Origin of the sequence: Martinezella lusitana (assembly GCF_016901135.1) — a bacterium.
Taxonomy (GTDB): domain Bacteria; phylum Pseudomonadota; class Alphaproteobacteria; order Rhizobiales; family Rhizobiaceae; genus Rhizobium; species Rhizobium lusitanum_D.
The window spans coordinates 18,100-35,222 of the sequence record NZ_JAFEVL010000065.1; the positions used below are offsets into that span (position 1 = coordinate 18,100).

Genomic DNA, 17,123 nt, shown 5'->3' on the forward strand with positions numbered 1-17,123 from the left:
CTCCACTGCTCCCGTCGGACGACATCGAGGCTACGACGCACCTCATGCCATCGGGCGCGCAGCGTCTTTCGTCTCGTAGCGCAGCGAGACGGATGCGCCAATGTCTGGCTGGTCGATGATGATGACCATGGCGTGAAGACGGGCGACTGCGGCAACGAGGCTAAGACCAAGCCCATTGCCGGGCGTATGACGGCTTCGCTCTGTCCGGTAGAAACGCCGGAGTATGGTTTCACTTTCGTCAGGCGGGATGCCCGGTCCCGTGTCTGAGACTGTGATGTCGGTCACCCTCGGGCCTCCTCTTATCCTCACAGACACCGCTCCGCCTTCCGGCGTGAACTTGATTGCGTTGTCCAGGAGATTTCCAATTGCCTCGAACAGCAAACTCGGTTCGCCGGGAATAGCCAGAATGGGCGTGCCCTCCACGGAAAACGTCATGAGGATGGACTTCTCATCGGCGGCCGGTTCGTAAAAATCGACCGCATCCGTCGCAATCGCCACGACGTCCACGGACTGGAATCCCGACCGCCGGATGCCATCTTCTATCTCGGAGATGCGGAGCAATGCGCTGAAGGTTCTAAGTGCCGCCTGCGTCTCGGCTATGGCTTCATCGACACCCTGACGATAGTCCTCCGTCGACGAGGACCGTCGCTGGACACGCTCAAGTCCCGCCAGAAGGCGCGTTAGGGGCGTCCTCAGATCGTGAGCAATGTTGTCGCAGACGCCCTTCACCTCGTGCATCAGCCGCTCGATCTCGGCGAGCATCTTGTTAACAACACCTGCCAACTTGTCGACGTCTCCGGAATTGCCTCTGGTTGGCAATCGCTTCGACAGGTCTCCCGCGATAATATCCTGTGTCGTGCGCGTAATGCCGTCGATTTGTCTGACCGCTCCGGCGCCGACGATTGCGGCTCCGGCAAGGCCAAGCACGGCGATAATCGCTCCAGCCAGGGCCATCGCGCCGGTGAGCACCTCATCGAACTCGCGTAACTCGCCGATATCCTGGGCAATGAGCAGCCTGTCCCCAGAGTCCAGAGTGTGAACGACACCCCGAAAGTGAGTATGCCCCGGTATTCCCACCACTTTGAAATTGAACGGGCCAGCGGTGTCAGGAATTGAAGTGGGGAGCGATATGGCGGTGCCAGCGACGCGGGCGCCTGTTTTGTCGAAGAGCGCCATTGATCGCTCGGCATCGGCTTCGCCGATGGTCCTGTCCTTCAACCTGCGCAGGATGTCGTCGACCGGCTGCCCGGCGAACTCCTGTTCCTCTCGCTGGACCCATTCATCGACCTTGTTTTGCATGAAATTCTTTACTTCGCCGTACATGAAGCCGAACAGCACGAGCGATGCCAATCCAAACAGCGCGAGAAACAACATCGCCAAGCGAAAGCTTGTTGTCCGGCAGACGTCACTTAGGCGCTGCAAGAACATAACCGGAGCCCCTGACGGTTTGGATCAAGGACGTCGCTTCCGCCTGATCGATTTTGCGACGAAGCTTGCTGACATGCACATCGATCAGGTTTGTCGGTTCGTCGTAGCGATAGTGCCAGACTTCCTCGAACAACATCGTTCGTGTCACGATCTGTCCGGCATGCTGCATCAAATATTCCAAAAGGCGATATTCGCGCGGCAAAAGGTCTATGACATTGCCTGCGCGACGGACCACATGCTTCAAAAGATCCAACTCGAGATCTCCCGCCCGCAGAACTGTCTCGACGACAGGGCCGGCTCGCCGTCTCATCAGAACATCCAATCGTGCGGTCAGTTCCAGGAACTCGAACGGCTTGGTCAGATAGTCGTCGCCTCCGGCCTTCAGACCGCGCACACGTTCGTCAACTGCCGAAAGCGCGCTGAGGATCAGGACGGGCGTGTGTACACCCGCGGCTCGAAGGGAGGCAAGGACCCCCAGTCCATCAATGTCGCCCGGCAGCATCCGATCCAGGATGATCGCGTCGAACGTCTCGGCCATGGCCCGCACGATACTTTCACGACCCGTGGTCACCCGCTCGACGCTATGGCCGTGATCAGAGAGTGCCGCCTCGATCTCGGCGGATGTCCGCTCATCGTCTTCGACCACCAGGATTCGTGGCATCAGATATCTCCGGCGCTCATTTGCCTTCTTCCCGTCGTAAAGCTCGTCACATGCTGCATGCGTGCATCATCACTATCTCATCACATGCCGAGCGTGCACTTCGCGCAAACATGAAATCGAATTAATCTAAGACTGTGTCCGGTGTAAGCCTTGGAGGGTGAAATTGCACTGAGGTCGATGACAACAGACAGAGCGGGAAAAAATGGCTCCCGTTTGTCTCAAATCACGTTGGGGTGCCAGGGCCGATGCGTATCTTGATCGTCGAAGACGATAATAAGACAGCGAATTATTTGACAAGGGGATTGTCGGAAAGTGGGTATATCGTCGATCGCGCCGACGACGGCGAAACCGGCCTGACCCAGGCACTTGAAGGAATTTACGATTTTCTTATCGTCGACAAGCGGCTCCCTGGGGTGGACGGGCTGGAATTGGTGAGGCGCCTGCGTGAACGGGAGTTCACGCTTCCCATTCTGATGATCAGCGGCCTTGCATCCACCGCGGATCGCGTTGAAGGCCTGCAGGCTGGCTGCGATGATTACCTTGCCAAACCCTATGCGTTCTCAGAGCTTCTGGCCCGCATAGAAGCCCTGCACCGTCGAGCCGCTCGCGGTCGGGAAATGGGCACATTGCGCGTCGGGGATCTTGAACTCGACCTGCAGCTTCGCAGGGCTGCGCGCGCAAATCGGCCGATCACGCTTCAGTATCGCGAATTCCTCCTGCTCCAGACGTTGATGAGGCATGCCGGCCAGATCGTCACCCGCTCGATGTTGCTCGAGGCGGCGTGGAATTATGACTTCGAACCACGCGGCAATATTATCGATATGCATATCCATCGCTTGCGCCGAAAGCTTGATGCGGGCTTCGACACGCAGATGATCCAGACCGTGCCGGGCGCGGGCTACACAATCGCTGCTGCAATCCCGAAGGCAACATAGTCGCCATCCTGAACAGGATTTCATGTTCACGAGAGACCCGCTCCATCGAAGAGCGGCCATGATGATCGTGCCTTGCAACAGGCCCGCGAAGGTGACGACGCCTGGCGGACGGGCGTTGCGCCGAGATCATGACGGAGTTATTTGTGAAAGACGGAGAAGAGTTTCGACCACCGCGAAAGACGCGTTGGTTTCGAGTGATGGGCTTGATCGCAGTCGTTGCCTTGCTCGGAGCGGGCGGCAAGGTCATGCTGGAAGCCAAGGCAGGTGGCCCTGCGGCCGCGCCAGCTCCGCCGACAGCGATACCGGTCACAGCCACCAAAGTATTGACACGGGACTTGCCGATCGAGCGATCCGGGCTTGGGACGGTGACGTCTCTCAATGCCATCGACGTCAAATTCCGTGCAGATGGTCAGCTGCAAAATATTGCCTTCACCGAAGGGCGAGATGTCAACGCTGGTGATGTCCTCGCCCAGATCGATCGGCGGCCCTACGAGGCCCAACTTGCCCAGGCGCAGGCCGCTTATCAAAAGGATCAGGCGTCTCTCGACAATGCCAAAGCCGACGAGGCGCGCGCCGGCAAGCTCAATTCCTCCGGCGCCGGTACGACCCAGGCGATCGACACGGCAAAGGCTCAGGTTGCGATTTTCACGGCAGCGCTTGCCGGCGACCAGGCTGCGATCGACACAGCCAGGCTCAATCTCGAATTCACGACTGTAAAAGCACCTATCAGCGGTCGCGTCGGCCTGCGTCAGGTCGACGAAGGCGCCATCGTTCACGCAAGCGATTCGACTGGCGTGGTCAGCATCACCCAGATGGCTCCCATCTCGGTGCGTTTTTCTCTTCCGCAAGACGATTTGCCGGCGCTTATTGCGGGCCAGGGGCAGGGGGATCTCTCTGTCACTGTCTACAGCCGCGATGGCGTCCAACATCTTGCCGACGGCAAGCTTGCTGTTATCGACAGCCAGGTCGACACGTCCACCGGCATGATCCGCCTGAAGGCAGTTTTCCCCAATGGCGACAGGGCTCTTTGGCCAGGAGAGCTTGTGACGGCGCGCATTCTCATCAGCACTGATCGCAACGCCACGGTCGTTCCCGCCGCCGCAGTCCAAAACGGTCAAAACGGCGCCTATGTCTTCATCGTCAAACCAGATAGGACCGTCGCGGCAACCCCGGTGACAATGGGGCCGACGGTCGGCGGATATACTGCTTTGCTATCGGGCGTCTTGCCCGGCCAGGACATCGTTCTCGGCGGGCAATCGAGACTGACCGACGGTAGCCTGGTCGCCCCGAAAATGCAGTCCACAGACAGCAATCAGACGTCTGGATCTCCAACATGAGCATTTCCGAAGTCTTTATCCGGCGCCGGATCGGCACCTGTCTCCTGGCGCTCGCAGTCGTTCTGCTCGGTACGGTCGCCTACTTCATGTTGCCGGTAGCGCCGCTGCCGCAGGTCGATTTCCCCACGATCCAGATCCAGACGAACCTGCCGGGCGCCAACGCGGATACGATGGCGACATCCGTTGCGACACCCCTTGAAAATCAACTGTCGAATGTCTCCGGCATCACGCAGATGACCTCGACAAGTTCGTCTGGCCAGACGAACATTACGCTGCAATTCGACCTGTCGCGCGACATCAATAGCGCTGCCCAGGACGTCCAGGCCGCGATCAACGCTGCGGCCGGCAATCTACCGAAAGATCTGCCAAATCCGCCGACCTACGAAAAGACCAATCCGGCCGAAGCAACCCTTCTGACCGTGGCGCTGTCGTCCGACTTGCTTCCGCTGACCGAACTCGATCACTACGCTGAAGACGTGATCGCGCAGCAAATCTCCCAGATGACCGGCGTCGGACTGGTAGATTTCCACGGGCCGCAACGGCCCTCGGTGCGTGTGCGTCTCGATCCCGACAAGCTGGCTTCGCACGGCCTTTCTCTGGAAGACATCAGAAGCGTCATCAACGCCCAAACCGTCAATGCGCCCAAGGGTTCGCTAAACGGCGCCGATCGCGCCGTGGTTCTCGACTCGACCGACCAGATCATCGACGTCCCGTCCTATGAATCCATGATCGTTGCCTACAGGAACGGAGCGCCGATACGGTTGCAGGATCTTGGAACAATCATCACCGGACCTCTCGATTCCCATCAGGCGGCGTGGCTTCAATCGAAGCGTGCCGTCATGATCGACATCCACAAACAGCCCGGCTTTAACGTCATCGACACCATCCAGCGGATCAAGGACCGGCTGCCGGCGCTTGAGGCCGGGCTACCGGCGGCGGTGAAACTCTCCGTCGTCGGAGATCGCACGCAAACGATCGATGCTTCGGTCAAGGATGTCGAGATAACGATGCTGATTACCATTGGCCTTGTTATCATGGTGATCTTCGCGTTTCTCCGGAATCTGTGGGCAACCCTGATCCCCAGCATTACAATCCCGCTCTCCCTGCTGGGCACGTTCTGCGTAATGTATCTGCTTGGCGACAGTCTTGATAACCTGTCGCTCATGGGGCTGACCATTGCTGCCGGATTCGTCGTTGACGACGCCATCGTCGTGATCGAGAACATCATCCGCCACGTCGAAGCAGGCAAATCCAGGCTCCAGGCGGCCATCGATGGCGCTCGCGAGGTCGGCTTTACGATCGTATCGATGACCGTATCGCTCATTGCCGTGTTCATACCCATTCTGCTGATGGGCGGCGTGGTCGGCCGTCTTTTCCGGGAATTTGCCGTCACCGTCAGTGTTGCGATCATCATGTCAGGTCTTGTTTCACTGACCGTGACACCAATGCTGTGTGGCTGGCTGATCCGCCACGAGCACGACAGGCCACATGGCAGGCTCTATCGCTGGTCCGAGCAGGCCTTCGAGGCGACCGCCAAAGCCTATGGGGTCGGCCTCGATTTCGTTTTGCGCTTCCGGCTGGCGACACTTGCGGTGACGTTCCTCACCCTAATTGCGACGCTCTGGCTTTATACTGTGGTTCCAAAAGGCTTTCTGCCCCAACAGGATACCGGCTTCATCCAAGGGCGAGCGCAGGCGGCAACCGATATCTCATTTGCCGCCATGTCGACGCGCATGCAAGAACTTGGCAAGATTATCGCGGCCGATCCCGATGTCGACAACGTCGCATATTGGATCAACCCCAGCCCGTCTTCGGCGGTGGGTCAGCTTCAAATCAATCTGAAGCAGTTTGGGGAGCGCCGTGCGACCGCTTCACAGGTCATGGCCCGGGTAAAGAAGGCAACGGCCGGAATCGAGGGTCTGATCCTTGGCATGCAGATCCGGCAGGATATTCAGGTCGGCGGCCGCCCGTCCGCGACACAATATCAATACACGCTGCAGGATGGCGACACCGACGAACTGGCCAAATGGTCGGAAGCGATGCAAAAGGCATTGTCCTCGCTTCCCCAAATTCAGGACGTCACGTCGGACCTCCAGGCAGCAGCCACCAGCGCCACTTTGGTCATCGATCGGCCAACGGCGTCGCGGCTCGGCGTCAGCGTGCAGGCGATCGACAATGTGATCTATGATGCGTTTGGGCAGCGCCAGGTTGCCACACTGTTCACGCAGGTCAGCCAATACCACGTCGTCGAAGAGCTTCAGCCGTCCTTCCAGTTCTCGACCGGAGCGCTGGATCACCTCTTCGTCCGCTCCTCCACGACTGACGCTTTGGTGCCATTGCGTGTTCTTGCGTCTGTGCGCAACGGTGTAATGCCCGTCACGATCAATCATCAGGGATCATTGCCGGCCACAACCCTGTCCTTCAACCTGACCCCGGGGACCTCGCTGGGAACGGCCGTTGACGCCGTCCACGCGGCGGAGTTGCGGGTGGGCATGCCGATTACGGTGCAAAGCACCTTCCAGGGCACGGCGCGGGCATTTCAGGATTCGTTAAGCAGTCAGCCCTGGCTCATTCTGGCAGCCGTCATCGCTGTCTATATCGTGCTTGGAATACTCTACGAGAGCGTCATTCATCCGTTGACGATCATCTCGACCTTGCCGTCGGCAGGCCTCGGGGCGCTGCTGGCTCTTCTCCTCTCCGGGCAGGATCTTTCGATCATGGGAATGATCGGCATCATCCTGCTGATCGGGATCGTGAAGAAGAACGCCATCATGATGATCGACTTTGCCCTTGATGCCGAACGCACCCAAGGCCTTCCGCCGGCCGCCGCCATCCGGCAGGCCTGCCTTCTGCGCTTCAGGCCGATCATGATGACGACATTTGCCGCCCTGTTTGGGGCGCTGCCGCTGGCGCTTGGGACAGGGCCGGGATCGGAACTTCGCATGCCCCTCGGCGTCGCGATCGTAGGCGGGCTGGTGATCTCTCAGGTCTTGACCTTGTTTACGACCCCGGTGGTTTACCTTGCCTTTGCGGGCATTGCGTCCCCACGCAGGCGGAAGCGCCGCACGCCCGAGGCCGAGGATGTCTCGCTGCAAGAAGGTGCGGCGGAGGGGGATTCGCGCGAGGAGGGGAGACGTCGACGACATGTTAACGCTCTATAGGGAAGAGCTTCGGGCATTGATGCGAGGGCGCTTTGCCTGGCTGGGCGCGGCCGTTGTTTTGATCGGTCTCGGCGGCCTCGCAGCGGTGGCGACGCAGGATAGCTGGCTCGACGGCTATGGCGTGATAGGCTATTTTCTGGCGCCTGTCTGTTTCCTGCCACTGGCCGCCGGGACGATAGCAAGTCCCCGCGCCAACCGTTTCGTCGAAAGCGTCTTTACCGCCCCAGTGGATCGGCGGGATTGGCTGGTCGCAAAAGTCCTCGTCGTTTTAACCCTTGCAGCTGCGTACTATCTCGCCGTTGCACCCTTGGCCGCAGTCTATGTCGCCAATGTCGGCATGCCTTTTCTGCTCGCCATGTATCTGATTTGGACGCCAGGCATCCTTCTCATCAGTGTCGCAGTCGGCACGCTGATCGGCGTTTTGTTCATCGGACGCAGTGTGGCTCCGCCGGTTGCGACCGGTGTAGGCGTCATGTTGATTTACGCCGTGTTGGTGCCGCTGCAGGAGCTATTGGTGACGCGGGGCTACGGCGCGACGGCGACGGGTCACGTGGCGCTGATCAGTCCGTTGGTGCTTCTGAAGAACGGGCTTGGATTCACGATTGCAACCAGCGCCATTCCTGCCACGACGATCATGACATGGGTCTGTCTGGTCGTGATCGTTGTCGGCTCGTTTGCCATGGCTGCATGGATATTTCTGCGCACGCAAGGTGTTGAATCCTGGGAAGCCACACCGATCCAGCGGAGGATGATCGCGCTCGGTATTTTTATCCTCCTGTCGGTGCCAGTTTTCCTCGGCGACACGAACTACACCCGGGACGCACCAGCCCAGAACGATGCGCCGTCCATACCGGGCTTGTTCTTGCGGGGTGGTGGCGCACTTGCGCTTGTCGATCCCCACGGACCGCCGCCGGCGATCTGCTGTGATACCCTCCTCAATCGCGACAAGTGGCCCTCACTCCCGACTGGCGAGACAACCAGCCAGGATCTGCTGCTGTTTCTGCCTGTCGACACAAAGCAACGCATTACACACCTGGATATTCACGTTACCGGCCAGAGTGGCCTCGACGTTCGGGTCTCGCCTGCGGCCGTCGCCAATGTATTGAATAGTCTGGAGACCCGAACTTATGCGCCGGGCATGGGTCCGGCGGATACGGAAGGACGGCACGTGGAGACGGGATGGATCGCGCGGCTGCCTGTCGATCTCATTCCAAACAGGCCATGGGACATTGGCGGCGTACGCTACCCCATCGACGTCAGCGCGACCTACACCACGGAAAGCCGCTCGCAACCGAACACGCTTAACGCGAGGGCGGCGGTCGAGGCCCATGTACCGAACGCGCTTGCAGAGATGGCCAGCATAGGCGCCATCCTTCCACTCCTCTGCCTTTTTGCGATGTCCGCTCGCTGGAGACGAACACGATGACCGACCTTGCCATCGAGACGACTGGCCTCACGCGTAGCTTTGGTTCTCTCGTTGCGGTCGACGGGATCAGCCTCCGGGTCGCGAAGGGACAGCTATACGGCTTCCTCGGCCTCAACGGAGCTGGAAAGACAACCACCATCAGAATGCTGACGACTTTGCTTCCACCGACCAAAGGCAGTGCCAAGCTATGGGGCTACGACGTAGCGTCGGAGCCGCTCGCCGTCCGCCAACTCATCGGTCTCGTCAGCGACGAGACGAGCGAGAGCCAATCGGATTGGACGGCTCGCGAATATCTGACCTATTTCGCTCGCATTCGGGGGATCGCGAATGCCCCTGAAGTTGGAGAACGCTGTTTGACCAGCGTCGGGCTGGCGGAGGCATTCCGCGGCAAGCTGATAGGAACCTACAGCACCGGCATGAAGCGTCGCGTCGAAATCGCGCGCGCACTGCTGGGAAATCCAAAAGTACTATTCCTTGACGAACCGACCCGCGGCCTGGATCTGCCAGCGAAGCGCGTGACATGGAAGCTTCTTCAGGATCTTGCGGCCAGAGAGAGCGTCACAACGTTCCTCAGTAGCCATGACGCCCAGGAAATTCGAACATTGTGTACCCAGATTAGCGTCATCGCGACGGGCAAGGTCGTATTCACCGGCAACACGAAGGATCTCGGCAGCGATCTCGACACGTTCGAGGACAGCCTGATCGATTTGCTGACCTTACGCGGATAGGAAAGCACCGAAGGTGGTCGCGGGCTTTGTCGCGATAGGGGATCCAGTCCATAATTGACTGGACATCTCCCTACCCGCTCTTTGCAAACACAAGGGCAGACCTCTTGGTCGTAGAGCGCGACAGCTCGACCGGTTGTAGGGTGTGATCGCCGTTCCTCCACGGGCAATTTGTAAGAGACAAGCTGTTCTGGGAAAACTATGCCCGTCTACGCAGAGGATATGCCCATATGCAGCTCTAGAAACGGTAGCCCAGCATGAGCATCGTTTTCGGTTGCACCTTTTCCTGAACGATCGGGCTGTCTGCCGCATTACCCACGAGAACGCTCACCTTTTCTTCCCCTCGCACGGTCCAATGGTCGTTGATGAGGTAGGTAGCGGAGACGGAAAGATCGACGCTCTTCACACCGGCACCCGCTTTATATTGCTGATAGCCCGACCGCGCGGATTGAGCAGAGTCCACGCCAAAATAGGATTCCAGGCATCGTCAACTTAACGGAACGTGGAATTTGAAGTGCGATGACGGGCGATGACAGATCGTGATCCGCTATATCGTCGCCATCGCTTTCCCGCTGAAATCATTGCCCACGCGGTGTGGCTTTATTTCCGTTTCCCTCTCAGCCTGCGGATGGTCGAGGATTTGCTGGCTGTCCGCGGGGTCATTGTCTCCCATCAGACGGTTCGGCTGTGGGTGGAGAAGTTCGGCCGACATTTCGCCGACAACATCCGCCGTCGCTCATGCGGCCAGCTTGGAGACAAGTGGCACCTTGATGAAGCCGTCATTTCGATCCGAGGCAAGAAGCACTGGCTGTGGCGCGCCGTTGATCAGGAGGGTTTTGTTCTGGAGGTGCTGGTGCAAAGCCGCCGCGATGCCAAGGCGGCCAAACGCCTGATGCGTAAGTTATTGAAGAGCCAAGGCCGAGCGCCGCGGGTGATGATCACCGATAAGCTTCGATCCTACGGTGCCGCAAAGCGGGAGATCATGCCTGGTGTCGATCATCGCTCTCACAAGGGCCTCAACAATCGGGCGGAGAATTCTCACCTGCCGTTCAGAAAACGGGAGCGAACGCGACAGGGTTTCCGGTCGGTCGGCTCACTGCAACATTTCGTGTCGATCTTCTCCGCCATCCGAAACCTCTTCGTCCCATCCCAGACCAACCGCTCCGCAGTACAAATTCGAACCCATCGACGCCAGGCCATGGCCGCGTGGGAAGCCGTAAGTGCACGGCCTGCCTGAAAAGCGCCGTGTCGGCTCACGTGGCCACATTTCAAACAACGTGACAACGCCGTGGACTCAGCTTTTGGCGCGAAGCGGAAATGATTTCCGCTTCGATTGTTCCATCCAGATTGAAATGTACAAGTCTCTGTGGACTCAGGCCCCCGCAACCAAACTTTCCCCAATGCTTCCACCAGCGCCGGCCAGAAGTCATCATCCGCGATCGACTGGCTTCGCCTACTGGTCGTGTCGTAAGTTGCGAATTCGGTCGAAAAGGACGGCAAGCACAATTGCCCCACCGATAAAGCTACCTTGCCAGAACGCGTTGATACCGAGCAAGCCAAGGCTGTTACGGATAATCTCTATGAGTGCGGCGCCGATCAACGCTCCAAACGCGGTGCCCACGCCGCCAGCCAGATTGGCTCCGCCAATAACCGCGGCGGCAATGACCTGAAGTTCCATCCCGGCGCCGATGTTGGTGGTGACAGCGCCGAGCCAGCCGGTTTGGATGATGCCGGCAACCCCCGCCGACAGGGCAGAAATCATATATACGATAACCTTGATCCGCGGCACGGGAACGCCCGTCAGTGTTGCGGCGTGCTCATTGCCGCCGATGGCAAAAACATAGCGGCCGAATTTGGTCCAGCGCAGCACGAAACCGGTAATGAGTGCCAGCACGACCATGTAAAGCACTGGATTGGCGATGCCGAAAACCCAGGCGCCGCCACCCAGCGCCAGTAGTTTGTCGTGATCTGGTCCGAACTCAAAAACCACAGTGTTGTTGGATGCAACCATCGCAAGGCTGCGCGCAATCGACAACATGCCGAGCGTGACGACGAAAGGGGGGAAGCCGAGATAGGCAATCAAGACGCCGTTGAAAGCTCCGACCAACAGAGCAGTACCGATTGAGGCGGCGATACCGACTTCAATACTGTATCCCGCATGCATGACAACCGCCAGCACCATACTGCACAGGCAAAGTACGGAGCCAACGGACAAATCGATGCCGCCGGTGATGATGACCAGCGTCATGCCCAGCGCGATAATGGCGACGAAAGTGACGTTGCGGGTGATGTTGTAGATGTTCTTCGCCGTCGCAAAGGAGTCCGTCGCCATCGACAGAAAAATGCAGGCGAGAATGACTGCAATCAGCACCCAGAATGTCTGGCCGCCCATGATCGTCGCAAGCCAGCTCCGTTGTTTCTGTCCGATCGTTTGGTCAAGTGTAATCGCCATCGTCGACCTTCTTCCTTCCTGTTGCAATGGATAGCATCGATCACACCTGTTCGATGGCGCCGGTGATCAGTCCCGTCACTTCCTCCGGCGAACTTGCCGCAATCTGCTTGTCGGCTACTTTTCTGCCTCGCCGCATCACGATCACGCGGTCGGCGACCGAAAAGACGTCGGGCATGCGGTGGCTGATCAGGACAACGACAATGCCCCGGTCCCGCAATTGGCGGATCAGATTTAGAACCTCAGCCACCTGGCGCACGGAAATGGCTGCTGTCGGCTCGTCCATCAATACGATTTTCGCTTCAGACAGCATTGTGCGGCCGATCGCTACCGCTTGCCGCTGGCCACCTGACATTTGCTTGACGAGATCGCGCGCCCGCGTCTCGGATTTGAGCTCGCGAAATATCTCGCCGGCGCGCTTGTACATGGTCTTGTGGTCGAGGATGCGAAGAGGCCATACGCCGCGGCGCAATTCTCGTCCGAGGAACACGTTCGCTGCCGCCGTCAGATTGTTGCAGAGCGCCAAATCCTGGTGAACGATCTCAATGCCATGCTGGCGCGCTTCCTTCGGCCGATGAAGCACGAGATCGGCGCCGTCGAGCCGCATGGTTCCATGGCTCGGTCGAAAGTTGCCGGCAATCATCTTCACCAGTGTGGACTTTCCAGCCCCGTTGTCGCCCATCAGGCCGACAACCTGCCCCGCTTCGAGCGAAAACGAAACATCGTTGACTGCCTGGATGGCACCGAAATGTTTGGAAATATTGCTGAGCTCAAGAACCGCCACCAGCCTCCTCGCCTCCCAAAACCTGCGGGCTATCCGTCGCACCGAACCCTGCATGTCTTCGACGCAAGGCTCCGGCGAATTCGCTTTTCCAATATCCTCCCAGGAAAAGCGATTGCGAGCATTTACGCAAAACCCTGCGACAGCGTCAACTCGTTGTCCCGGTCATTGACATTATTGTCGCAAAAATCTGTTTTGTCAGACAAATATCATTTGACGAAAGTGGCGCTCGGATATTAGCTATCAATGGGGGAGAAAGAGCATGCTAATCCTTGTTACCGGTGCGACGGGCAAGGTCGGGCGGCGCTTCATTGCTGGGCTGCTTGACGATCCGCGATTTTCCAAAGCCCGTATTCGTGCGCTTTGTCATAATCGTTTGTACGAGGCGACCGACCGTGTCGACGTCTTCCAAGGCTCGATCGCCGATCGCGATGTCGTGGCAGCGGCGCTGGAAGACGTTACCCATGTCGTGCATCTCGCCACATGCAAGGAAACGCCGAGCGACGTCATGGATGTCACGGTCAAAGGTCTCTTTTGGCTGCTCGAGGAGTTCCGTACCAGCGTCACGGCACGCCAGTTCATCCTGATCGGTGGTGATGCGGGTGTGGGACATTTCCACTATCGCCACGACGGCCCGATCACCGAGAACGCCCGCCATTGCGCCTATCCGGGAAGCTATGCGCTCTCCAAAGTCCTGGAAGAGGTCATGCTGGAGCAGTTTGGCATTCAGTACGGTCTCAATAGCTGTTGTCTGCGCGCGCCCTGGATCATGGAAAAGGACGATTTCAAGTATTCGCTGTCTTTTGGAGACGATGTCTTTGGCGGTCCGGACTGGAAGACGCTCGTTCCGGAAGAAGCGGCGCGGCGCTATGCAGCAATCGGTACGGTGCCGCTGCTGCTCGATGCTGACGGTCGTCCGCTGAAACGCAACTTCGTGCATGTCGATGACCTTGTATCGGCAATACTGGGAGCGATCGATAACCCCCGGGCGGAGCGGCAACTCTTCAATATCTGCATGGATCGACCAGTCGACTATGCTGAAGTCGCCGCCTATCTCCTGCGTACGCGCAATCTCGGCTCGATCGATATACCAAGCCGCTTCCATTCCAATTGGATGGACAACAGCAAAGCGAAATACCTGCTGGATTGGCGGCCAAACTACGATTTCGAAATGCTTATCGACTCAGCCTGGCAATACGAGCGTTCGAAGGAGGAGCCTCGCATCGTCTGGTATCCGGGTTGATTTCGTGTGGCGGGCACTGTCCGTCTGTTTCAAGGGAGGAAACTATGAGGAAGGCATTACTACTTACAGCCGCAGTCTTAGCACTCACCGCCGGGCAAGCCTTGGCCAAAAAACAACTCGTCATCGTCGTCAAGGGCCTCGACAATCCGTTCTTCGAAGCAATCAATCAAGGTTGCCAGAAATGGAACAAGGAGAACCCCACGGCGAAATACGAGTGCTTCTACACCGGCCCGGCATCGACATCCGATGAAGCCGGCGAAGCGCAGATCGTTCAGGATATGTTGGGCAAGGCAGACACGGCTGCAATCGCAATTTCGCCGTCAAATGCAAAGCTCATCGCCCAGACCCTGAAGACCGCCAATCCAACGGTTCCGGTGATGACGCTCGATGCCGATCTTGCCGCCGAGGATGCAGCTTTGCGCAAGACCTATCTTGGCACGGACAATTATCTGATGGGCGCCCGCATCGGGGAGTACATCAAGAAGGCCAAGCCGAAGGGCGGTAAGATCTGCACGATCGAAGGCAATCCGGGAGCAGACAATATTCTACGCCGCGCACAAGGGATGCGCGACACGCTCACTGGCCAGAAAGGCTTGACCGCGCTGAAAGGCGAGGGTGGTTGGACTGAGGTCGCCGGCTGCCCGGTGTTCACCAATGACGACGGTGCCAAGGGTGTTCAGGCAATGACCGATATTCTCGCGGCCAATCCCGACATGGACGCATTCGGCATTATGGGTGGCTGGCCATTGTTCGGTGCGCCGCAACCCTATCGCGATCTGTTCAAACCGATGGCCGAGAAGATCGCCAGCAACGATTTCGTCATTGGTGCGGCCGACACGATCGGCGACGAGGTTGCCATTGCGAAGGAAGGTCTGGTGACTGCGCTCGTCGGCCAGCGGCCATTCGAGATGGGCTACAAGGCACCTTCGGTGATGATGGATCTGATTGCCGGCAAGCCGGTTGAAGATCCGGTCTTCACCGGGCTCGATGAGTGCACAAAGGATACAGTCGACACCTGCATTCAAAAGTAGGTTCAAGGTTTGGCGCACCCGGTTCAAGGGTGCGCCGACTGTCCTCACGAGACGGATCGAGAGATCCGCAGGGCTTGACGCGCCCTGAATTCCGCGCTTTGTGCCGGCGTCAATCGCAGGCGACTTCCTCGTTATTACGATTGTTTTGATCATACGTGCAGACAGTCGAAAGAATGCTGAGGCAGTAGAAATAAATGCCTAACAAAAAATCGGGAAAGCCAACGGCTGCGGTCGAGGTGGTGACGGTTGACCGCTCGGCCACCACAAGGCGCCCAAATTCTCCCCGCATGACTGGGGCGAGTGTTCATGTGTCTTTGGCAGCCGAGATCGGTCTGCGAATCGTGCGCGGCGACTATCCGCCGGGCACGATTCTGCCAAATGAGGCAAAATGGTCGGAAGTCTTTGACGTCAGCCGATCGGCGGTGCGCGAAGCGATCAAGATGTTGATGGCCAAGGGCCTGCTTTCTTCCCGCCCGAAAATCGGCAGCTGGGTCGAACCCAAGGAACGTTGGAACCTGCTGGATCGAGATGTCTTGGGCTGGTATGCCGCATCTCCCGATCGCGAATCCTTTCTGAGGGCCGTGCAAGAACTCAGGCATATGATCGAGCCGGAAGCGACTGCGCTTGCTGCGGAGCGACGAACCGAGGAGCAGATGAACGCGATCAGTCAGGCCCTGCATGACATGGATCAGGCGACATCGCTCCAGCAGCGAACAGAATCCGATGCACGATTTCACATCGCGATCTTGCGCGCCTCCGGAAATGATCTGCTGGTGCCGCTCGGCGTATTGATTGAGTCGGCGCTGAACCATCTCTTCGCCCATGTCACGCGAGAAGAAGACAACTTGCGATATGCGCTGAAACTTCATGAAAATATTGAGAAAAGCATCCGATTGCAGCGACCGAACATGGCGCGCAACGCAGTCCGCAAGGTGCTGGCAAATACCGACCAAATCATAGCACGGTGGTCGCGATAGAAGTTTGCATCCTGTCCAGCCGAAGAAGCGGCGGCCAGTCCCGCGTTCGTATCTGCGCTGAGCGGCAGCGTGGAGCATTGGTGCAGGGATCAAATTTCAACGATTTCCGCCTATGGGGGTCGGAACAAGAGGAGTGCGAAATCGTACGCTAAGGGCGAACGGAATGAGAACTTATGCGACCCGCTGCAGCCCAGCTGGCAGACGGAGCGATCTAAATCCGTTCGGCATCTGATGTTCCGCAGGTGATGTCAAGTTAACTCGGTCAAATACTCTTCTTGGGATGCCGGCTGGATCAGGCCGCTGTCCCGGTGACGACCTTCCAATGTGCCATCGCTGCAAGGCGATGCAGATGAATGGCGATGGCTGAGCGTTTGGAGGGTGCGGGGACGAAGAGATTTCGGCCCGCGGAGAAGACGCTGACGAAGCGTTGCAGCGCGCCCGGCGCGCGAAATCGCTGCATGACCCGCTCGCGCTTCCGCAGAGGAAGATGCGAGTTTTCGGCGCGGTTGTTCAACCCCTTGTGTGATCGATGCTCGACGGTTGGCATCAACTGCCGCCGTGCTGCGCCATAAGAGCGAAGCTTGTCGGTGACGATCCGCTTCGGCAGACACCCCTGGTTCTTCATCAGCCTGCTCAGCAGACGCCTGGCAGCCTTGGTGTTGCGGCGGGTCTGGACGATCTCGTCGAGAACGTAGCCGTCCTGATCGACGGCGCGCCAGAGCCAGTATTTCCGTCCGCCGATTGTCACGACCACCTCGTCCAGATGCCACACGTCATTTGGGCTCGGTGCTTTCCGCCGCAAGCGGCCGGCATAGTCCGGGCCGAATTTCATCGCCCAGTATCGGATCGTCTCATAGGAAACGACGATGCCGCGCTGCAGCAGCATCTCTTCGACCATGCGCAGGCTCAACGGAAATCGGAAGTAGAGCCAAACCGCGTGCGCAATTACAGAAGGCGGGAAACGATGGC

General features: G+C 58.4%; 15 protein-coding genes. 9 read left to right on the forward strand and 6 right to left on the reverse strand.

Going from position 1 to position 17,123, the window contains the following annotated elements; all coding sequences use genetic code 11:
* Positions 1 to 42: 42 nt before the first annotated feature.
* Both JTP94_RS28055 and JTP94_RS28060 read right to left on the reverse strand, forming a co-directional pair.
* The gene (locus tag JTP94_RS28055; RefSeq protein WP_246755393.1) at positions 43 to 1,374 is read right to left on the reverse strand and encodes a HAMP domain-containing sensor histidine kinase; all 1,332 of its coding nucleotides are present in this window, start codon (positions 1,372 to 1,374) and stop codon (positions 43 to 45) included.
* A gap of 31 nt (positions 1,375 to 1,405) precedes the next feature.
* The gene (locus JTP94_RS28060) at positions 1,406 to 2,089 is read right to left on the reverse strand and encodes a response regulator transcription factor (protein ID WP_204853715.1); all 684 of its coding nucleotides are present in this window, start codon (positions 2,087 to 2,089) and stop codon (positions 1,406 to 1,408) included.
* A gap of 245 nt (positions 2,090 to 2,334) precedes the next feature.
* Between JTP94_RS28060 and JTP94_RS28065 the strand changes: the two genes are divergently transcribed.
* The 5 genes from JTP94_RS28065 to JTP94_RS28085 all read left to right on the forward strand — a co-directional run bounded on the left by JTP94_RS28065 (position 2,335) and on the right by JTP94_RS28085 (position 9,676).
* The gene (locus tag JTP94_RS28065; RefSeq protein ID WP_204853716.1) at positions 2,335 to 3,024 is read left to right on the forward strand and encodes a response regulator transcription factor; all 690 of its coding nucleotides are present in this window, start codon (positions 2,335 to 2,337) and stop codon (positions 3,022 to 3,024) included.
* 197 nt (positions 3,025 to 3,221) lie between these two features.
* The gene (locus JTP94_RS28070; protein ID WP_204853717.1) at positions 3,222 to 4,361 is read left to right on the forward strand and encodes an efflux RND transporter periplasmic adaptor subunit; all 1,140 of its coding nucleotides are present in this window, start codon (positions 3,222 to 3,224) and stop codon (positions 4,359 to 4,361) included.
* Positions 4,358 to 7,522, forward strand: coding sequence for an efflux RND transporter permease subunit (locus JTP94_RS28075; RefSeq protein ID WP_204853718.1), 3,165 nt, complete (start codon positions 4,358 to 4,360; stop codon positions 7,520 to 7,522). The genes JTP94_RS28070 and JTP94_RS28075 overlap by 4 nt, the downstream gene beginning before the upstream one ends.
* Positions 7,506 to 8,948 (forward strand): hypothetical protein, encoded by a 1,443-nt coding sequence (locus JTP94_RS28080; RefSeq protein ID WP_204853719.1) that lies wholly within the window; start codon positions 7,506 to 7,508, stop codon positions 8,946 to 8,948. The genes JTP94_RS28075 and JTP94_RS28080 overlap by 17 nt, the downstream gene beginning before the upstream one ends.
* Positions 8,945 to 9,676 carry an ABC transporter ATP-binding protein gene (locus JTP94_RS28085; protein ID WP_204853720.1) on the forward strand — a complete coding sequence of 244 codons (732 nt, stop codon included), beginning with the start codon at positions 8,945 to 8,947 and terminating at the stop codon, positions 9,674 to 9,676. Before JTP94_RS28080 ends, JTP94_RS28085 begins: the two co-directional genes overlap by 4 nt.
* Positions 9,677 to 9,911: 235 nt before the next feature.
* Here JTP94_RS28085 and JTP94_RS28090 read toward each other — a convergent pair whose 3' ends face one another.
* Entirely contained in the window at positions 9,912 to 10,154 is a 243-nt protein-coding gene (locus JTP94_RS28090) for a MipA/OmpV family protein (RefSeq protein ID WP_204853728.1), read from the reverse strand.
* A gap of 48 nt (positions 10,155 to 10,202) precedes the next feature.
* Between JTP94_RS28090 and JTP94_RS28095 the strand changes: the two genes are divergently transcribed.
* A complete protein-coding gene (locus tag JTP94_RS28095; protein ID WP_204853721.1) occupies positions 10,203 to 10,910 on the forward strand; it encodes an IS6 family transposase in 708 nt (235 codons plus the stop codon).
* Between the two features lie 216 nt (positions 10,911 to 11,126).
* Here JTP94_RS28095 and JTP94_RS28100 read toward each other — a convergent pair whose 3' ends face one another.
* Positions 11,127 to 12,125, reverse strand: coding sequence for an ABC transporter permease (locus JTP94_RS28100; protein ID WP_204853722.1), 999 nt, complete (start codon positions 12,123 to 12,125; stop codon positions 11,127 to 11,129).
* A 40-nt stretch (positions 12,126 to 12,165) separates the two neighbouring features.
* Positions 12,166 to 12,906, reverse strand: coding sequence for an ATP-binding cassette domain-containing protein (locus JTP94_RS28105; RefSeq protein ID WP_204853723.1), 741 nt, complete (start codon positions 12,904 to 12,906; stop codon positions 12,166 to 12,168).
* A gap of 259 nt (positions 12,907 to 13,165) precedes the next feature.
* Here JTP94_RS28105 and JTP94_RS28110 point away from each other — a divergent pair, with 259 nt between their 5' ends.
* The 3 genes from JTP94_RS28110 to JTP94_RS28120 all read left to right on the forward strand — a co-directional run bounded on the left by JTP94_RS28110 (position 13,166) and on the right by JTP94_RS28120 (position 16,154).
* Positions 13,166 to 14,146, forward strand: coding sequence for an NAD(P)-dependent oxidoreductase (locus JTP94_RS28110; protein WP_204853724.1), 981 nt, complete (start codon positions 13,166 to 13,168; stop codon positions 14,144 to 14,146).
* 44 nt (positions 14,147 to 14,190) lie between these two features.
* Entirely contained in the window at positions 14,191 to 15,177 is a 987-nt protein-coding gene (locus JTP94_RS28115; RefSeq protein WP_204853725.1) for a substrate-binding domain-containing protein, read from the forward strand.
* 194 nt (positions 15,178 to 15,371) lie between these two features.
* Entirely contained in the window at positions 15,372 to 16,154 is a 783-nt protein-coding gene (locus JTP94_RS28120) for a FadR/GntR family transcriptional regulator (protein WP_204853726.1), read from the forward strand.
* A 292-nt stretch (positions 16,155 to 16,446) separates the two neighbouring features.
* Here the strand turns inward: JTP94_RS28120 and JTP94_RS28125 are convergent.
* Positions 16,447 to 17,123, reverse strand: a 677-nt coding sequence (locus tag JTP94_RS28125; protein WP_204853727.1) for an IS6 family transposase, incomplete at its 5' end; no start/stop codon positions are given.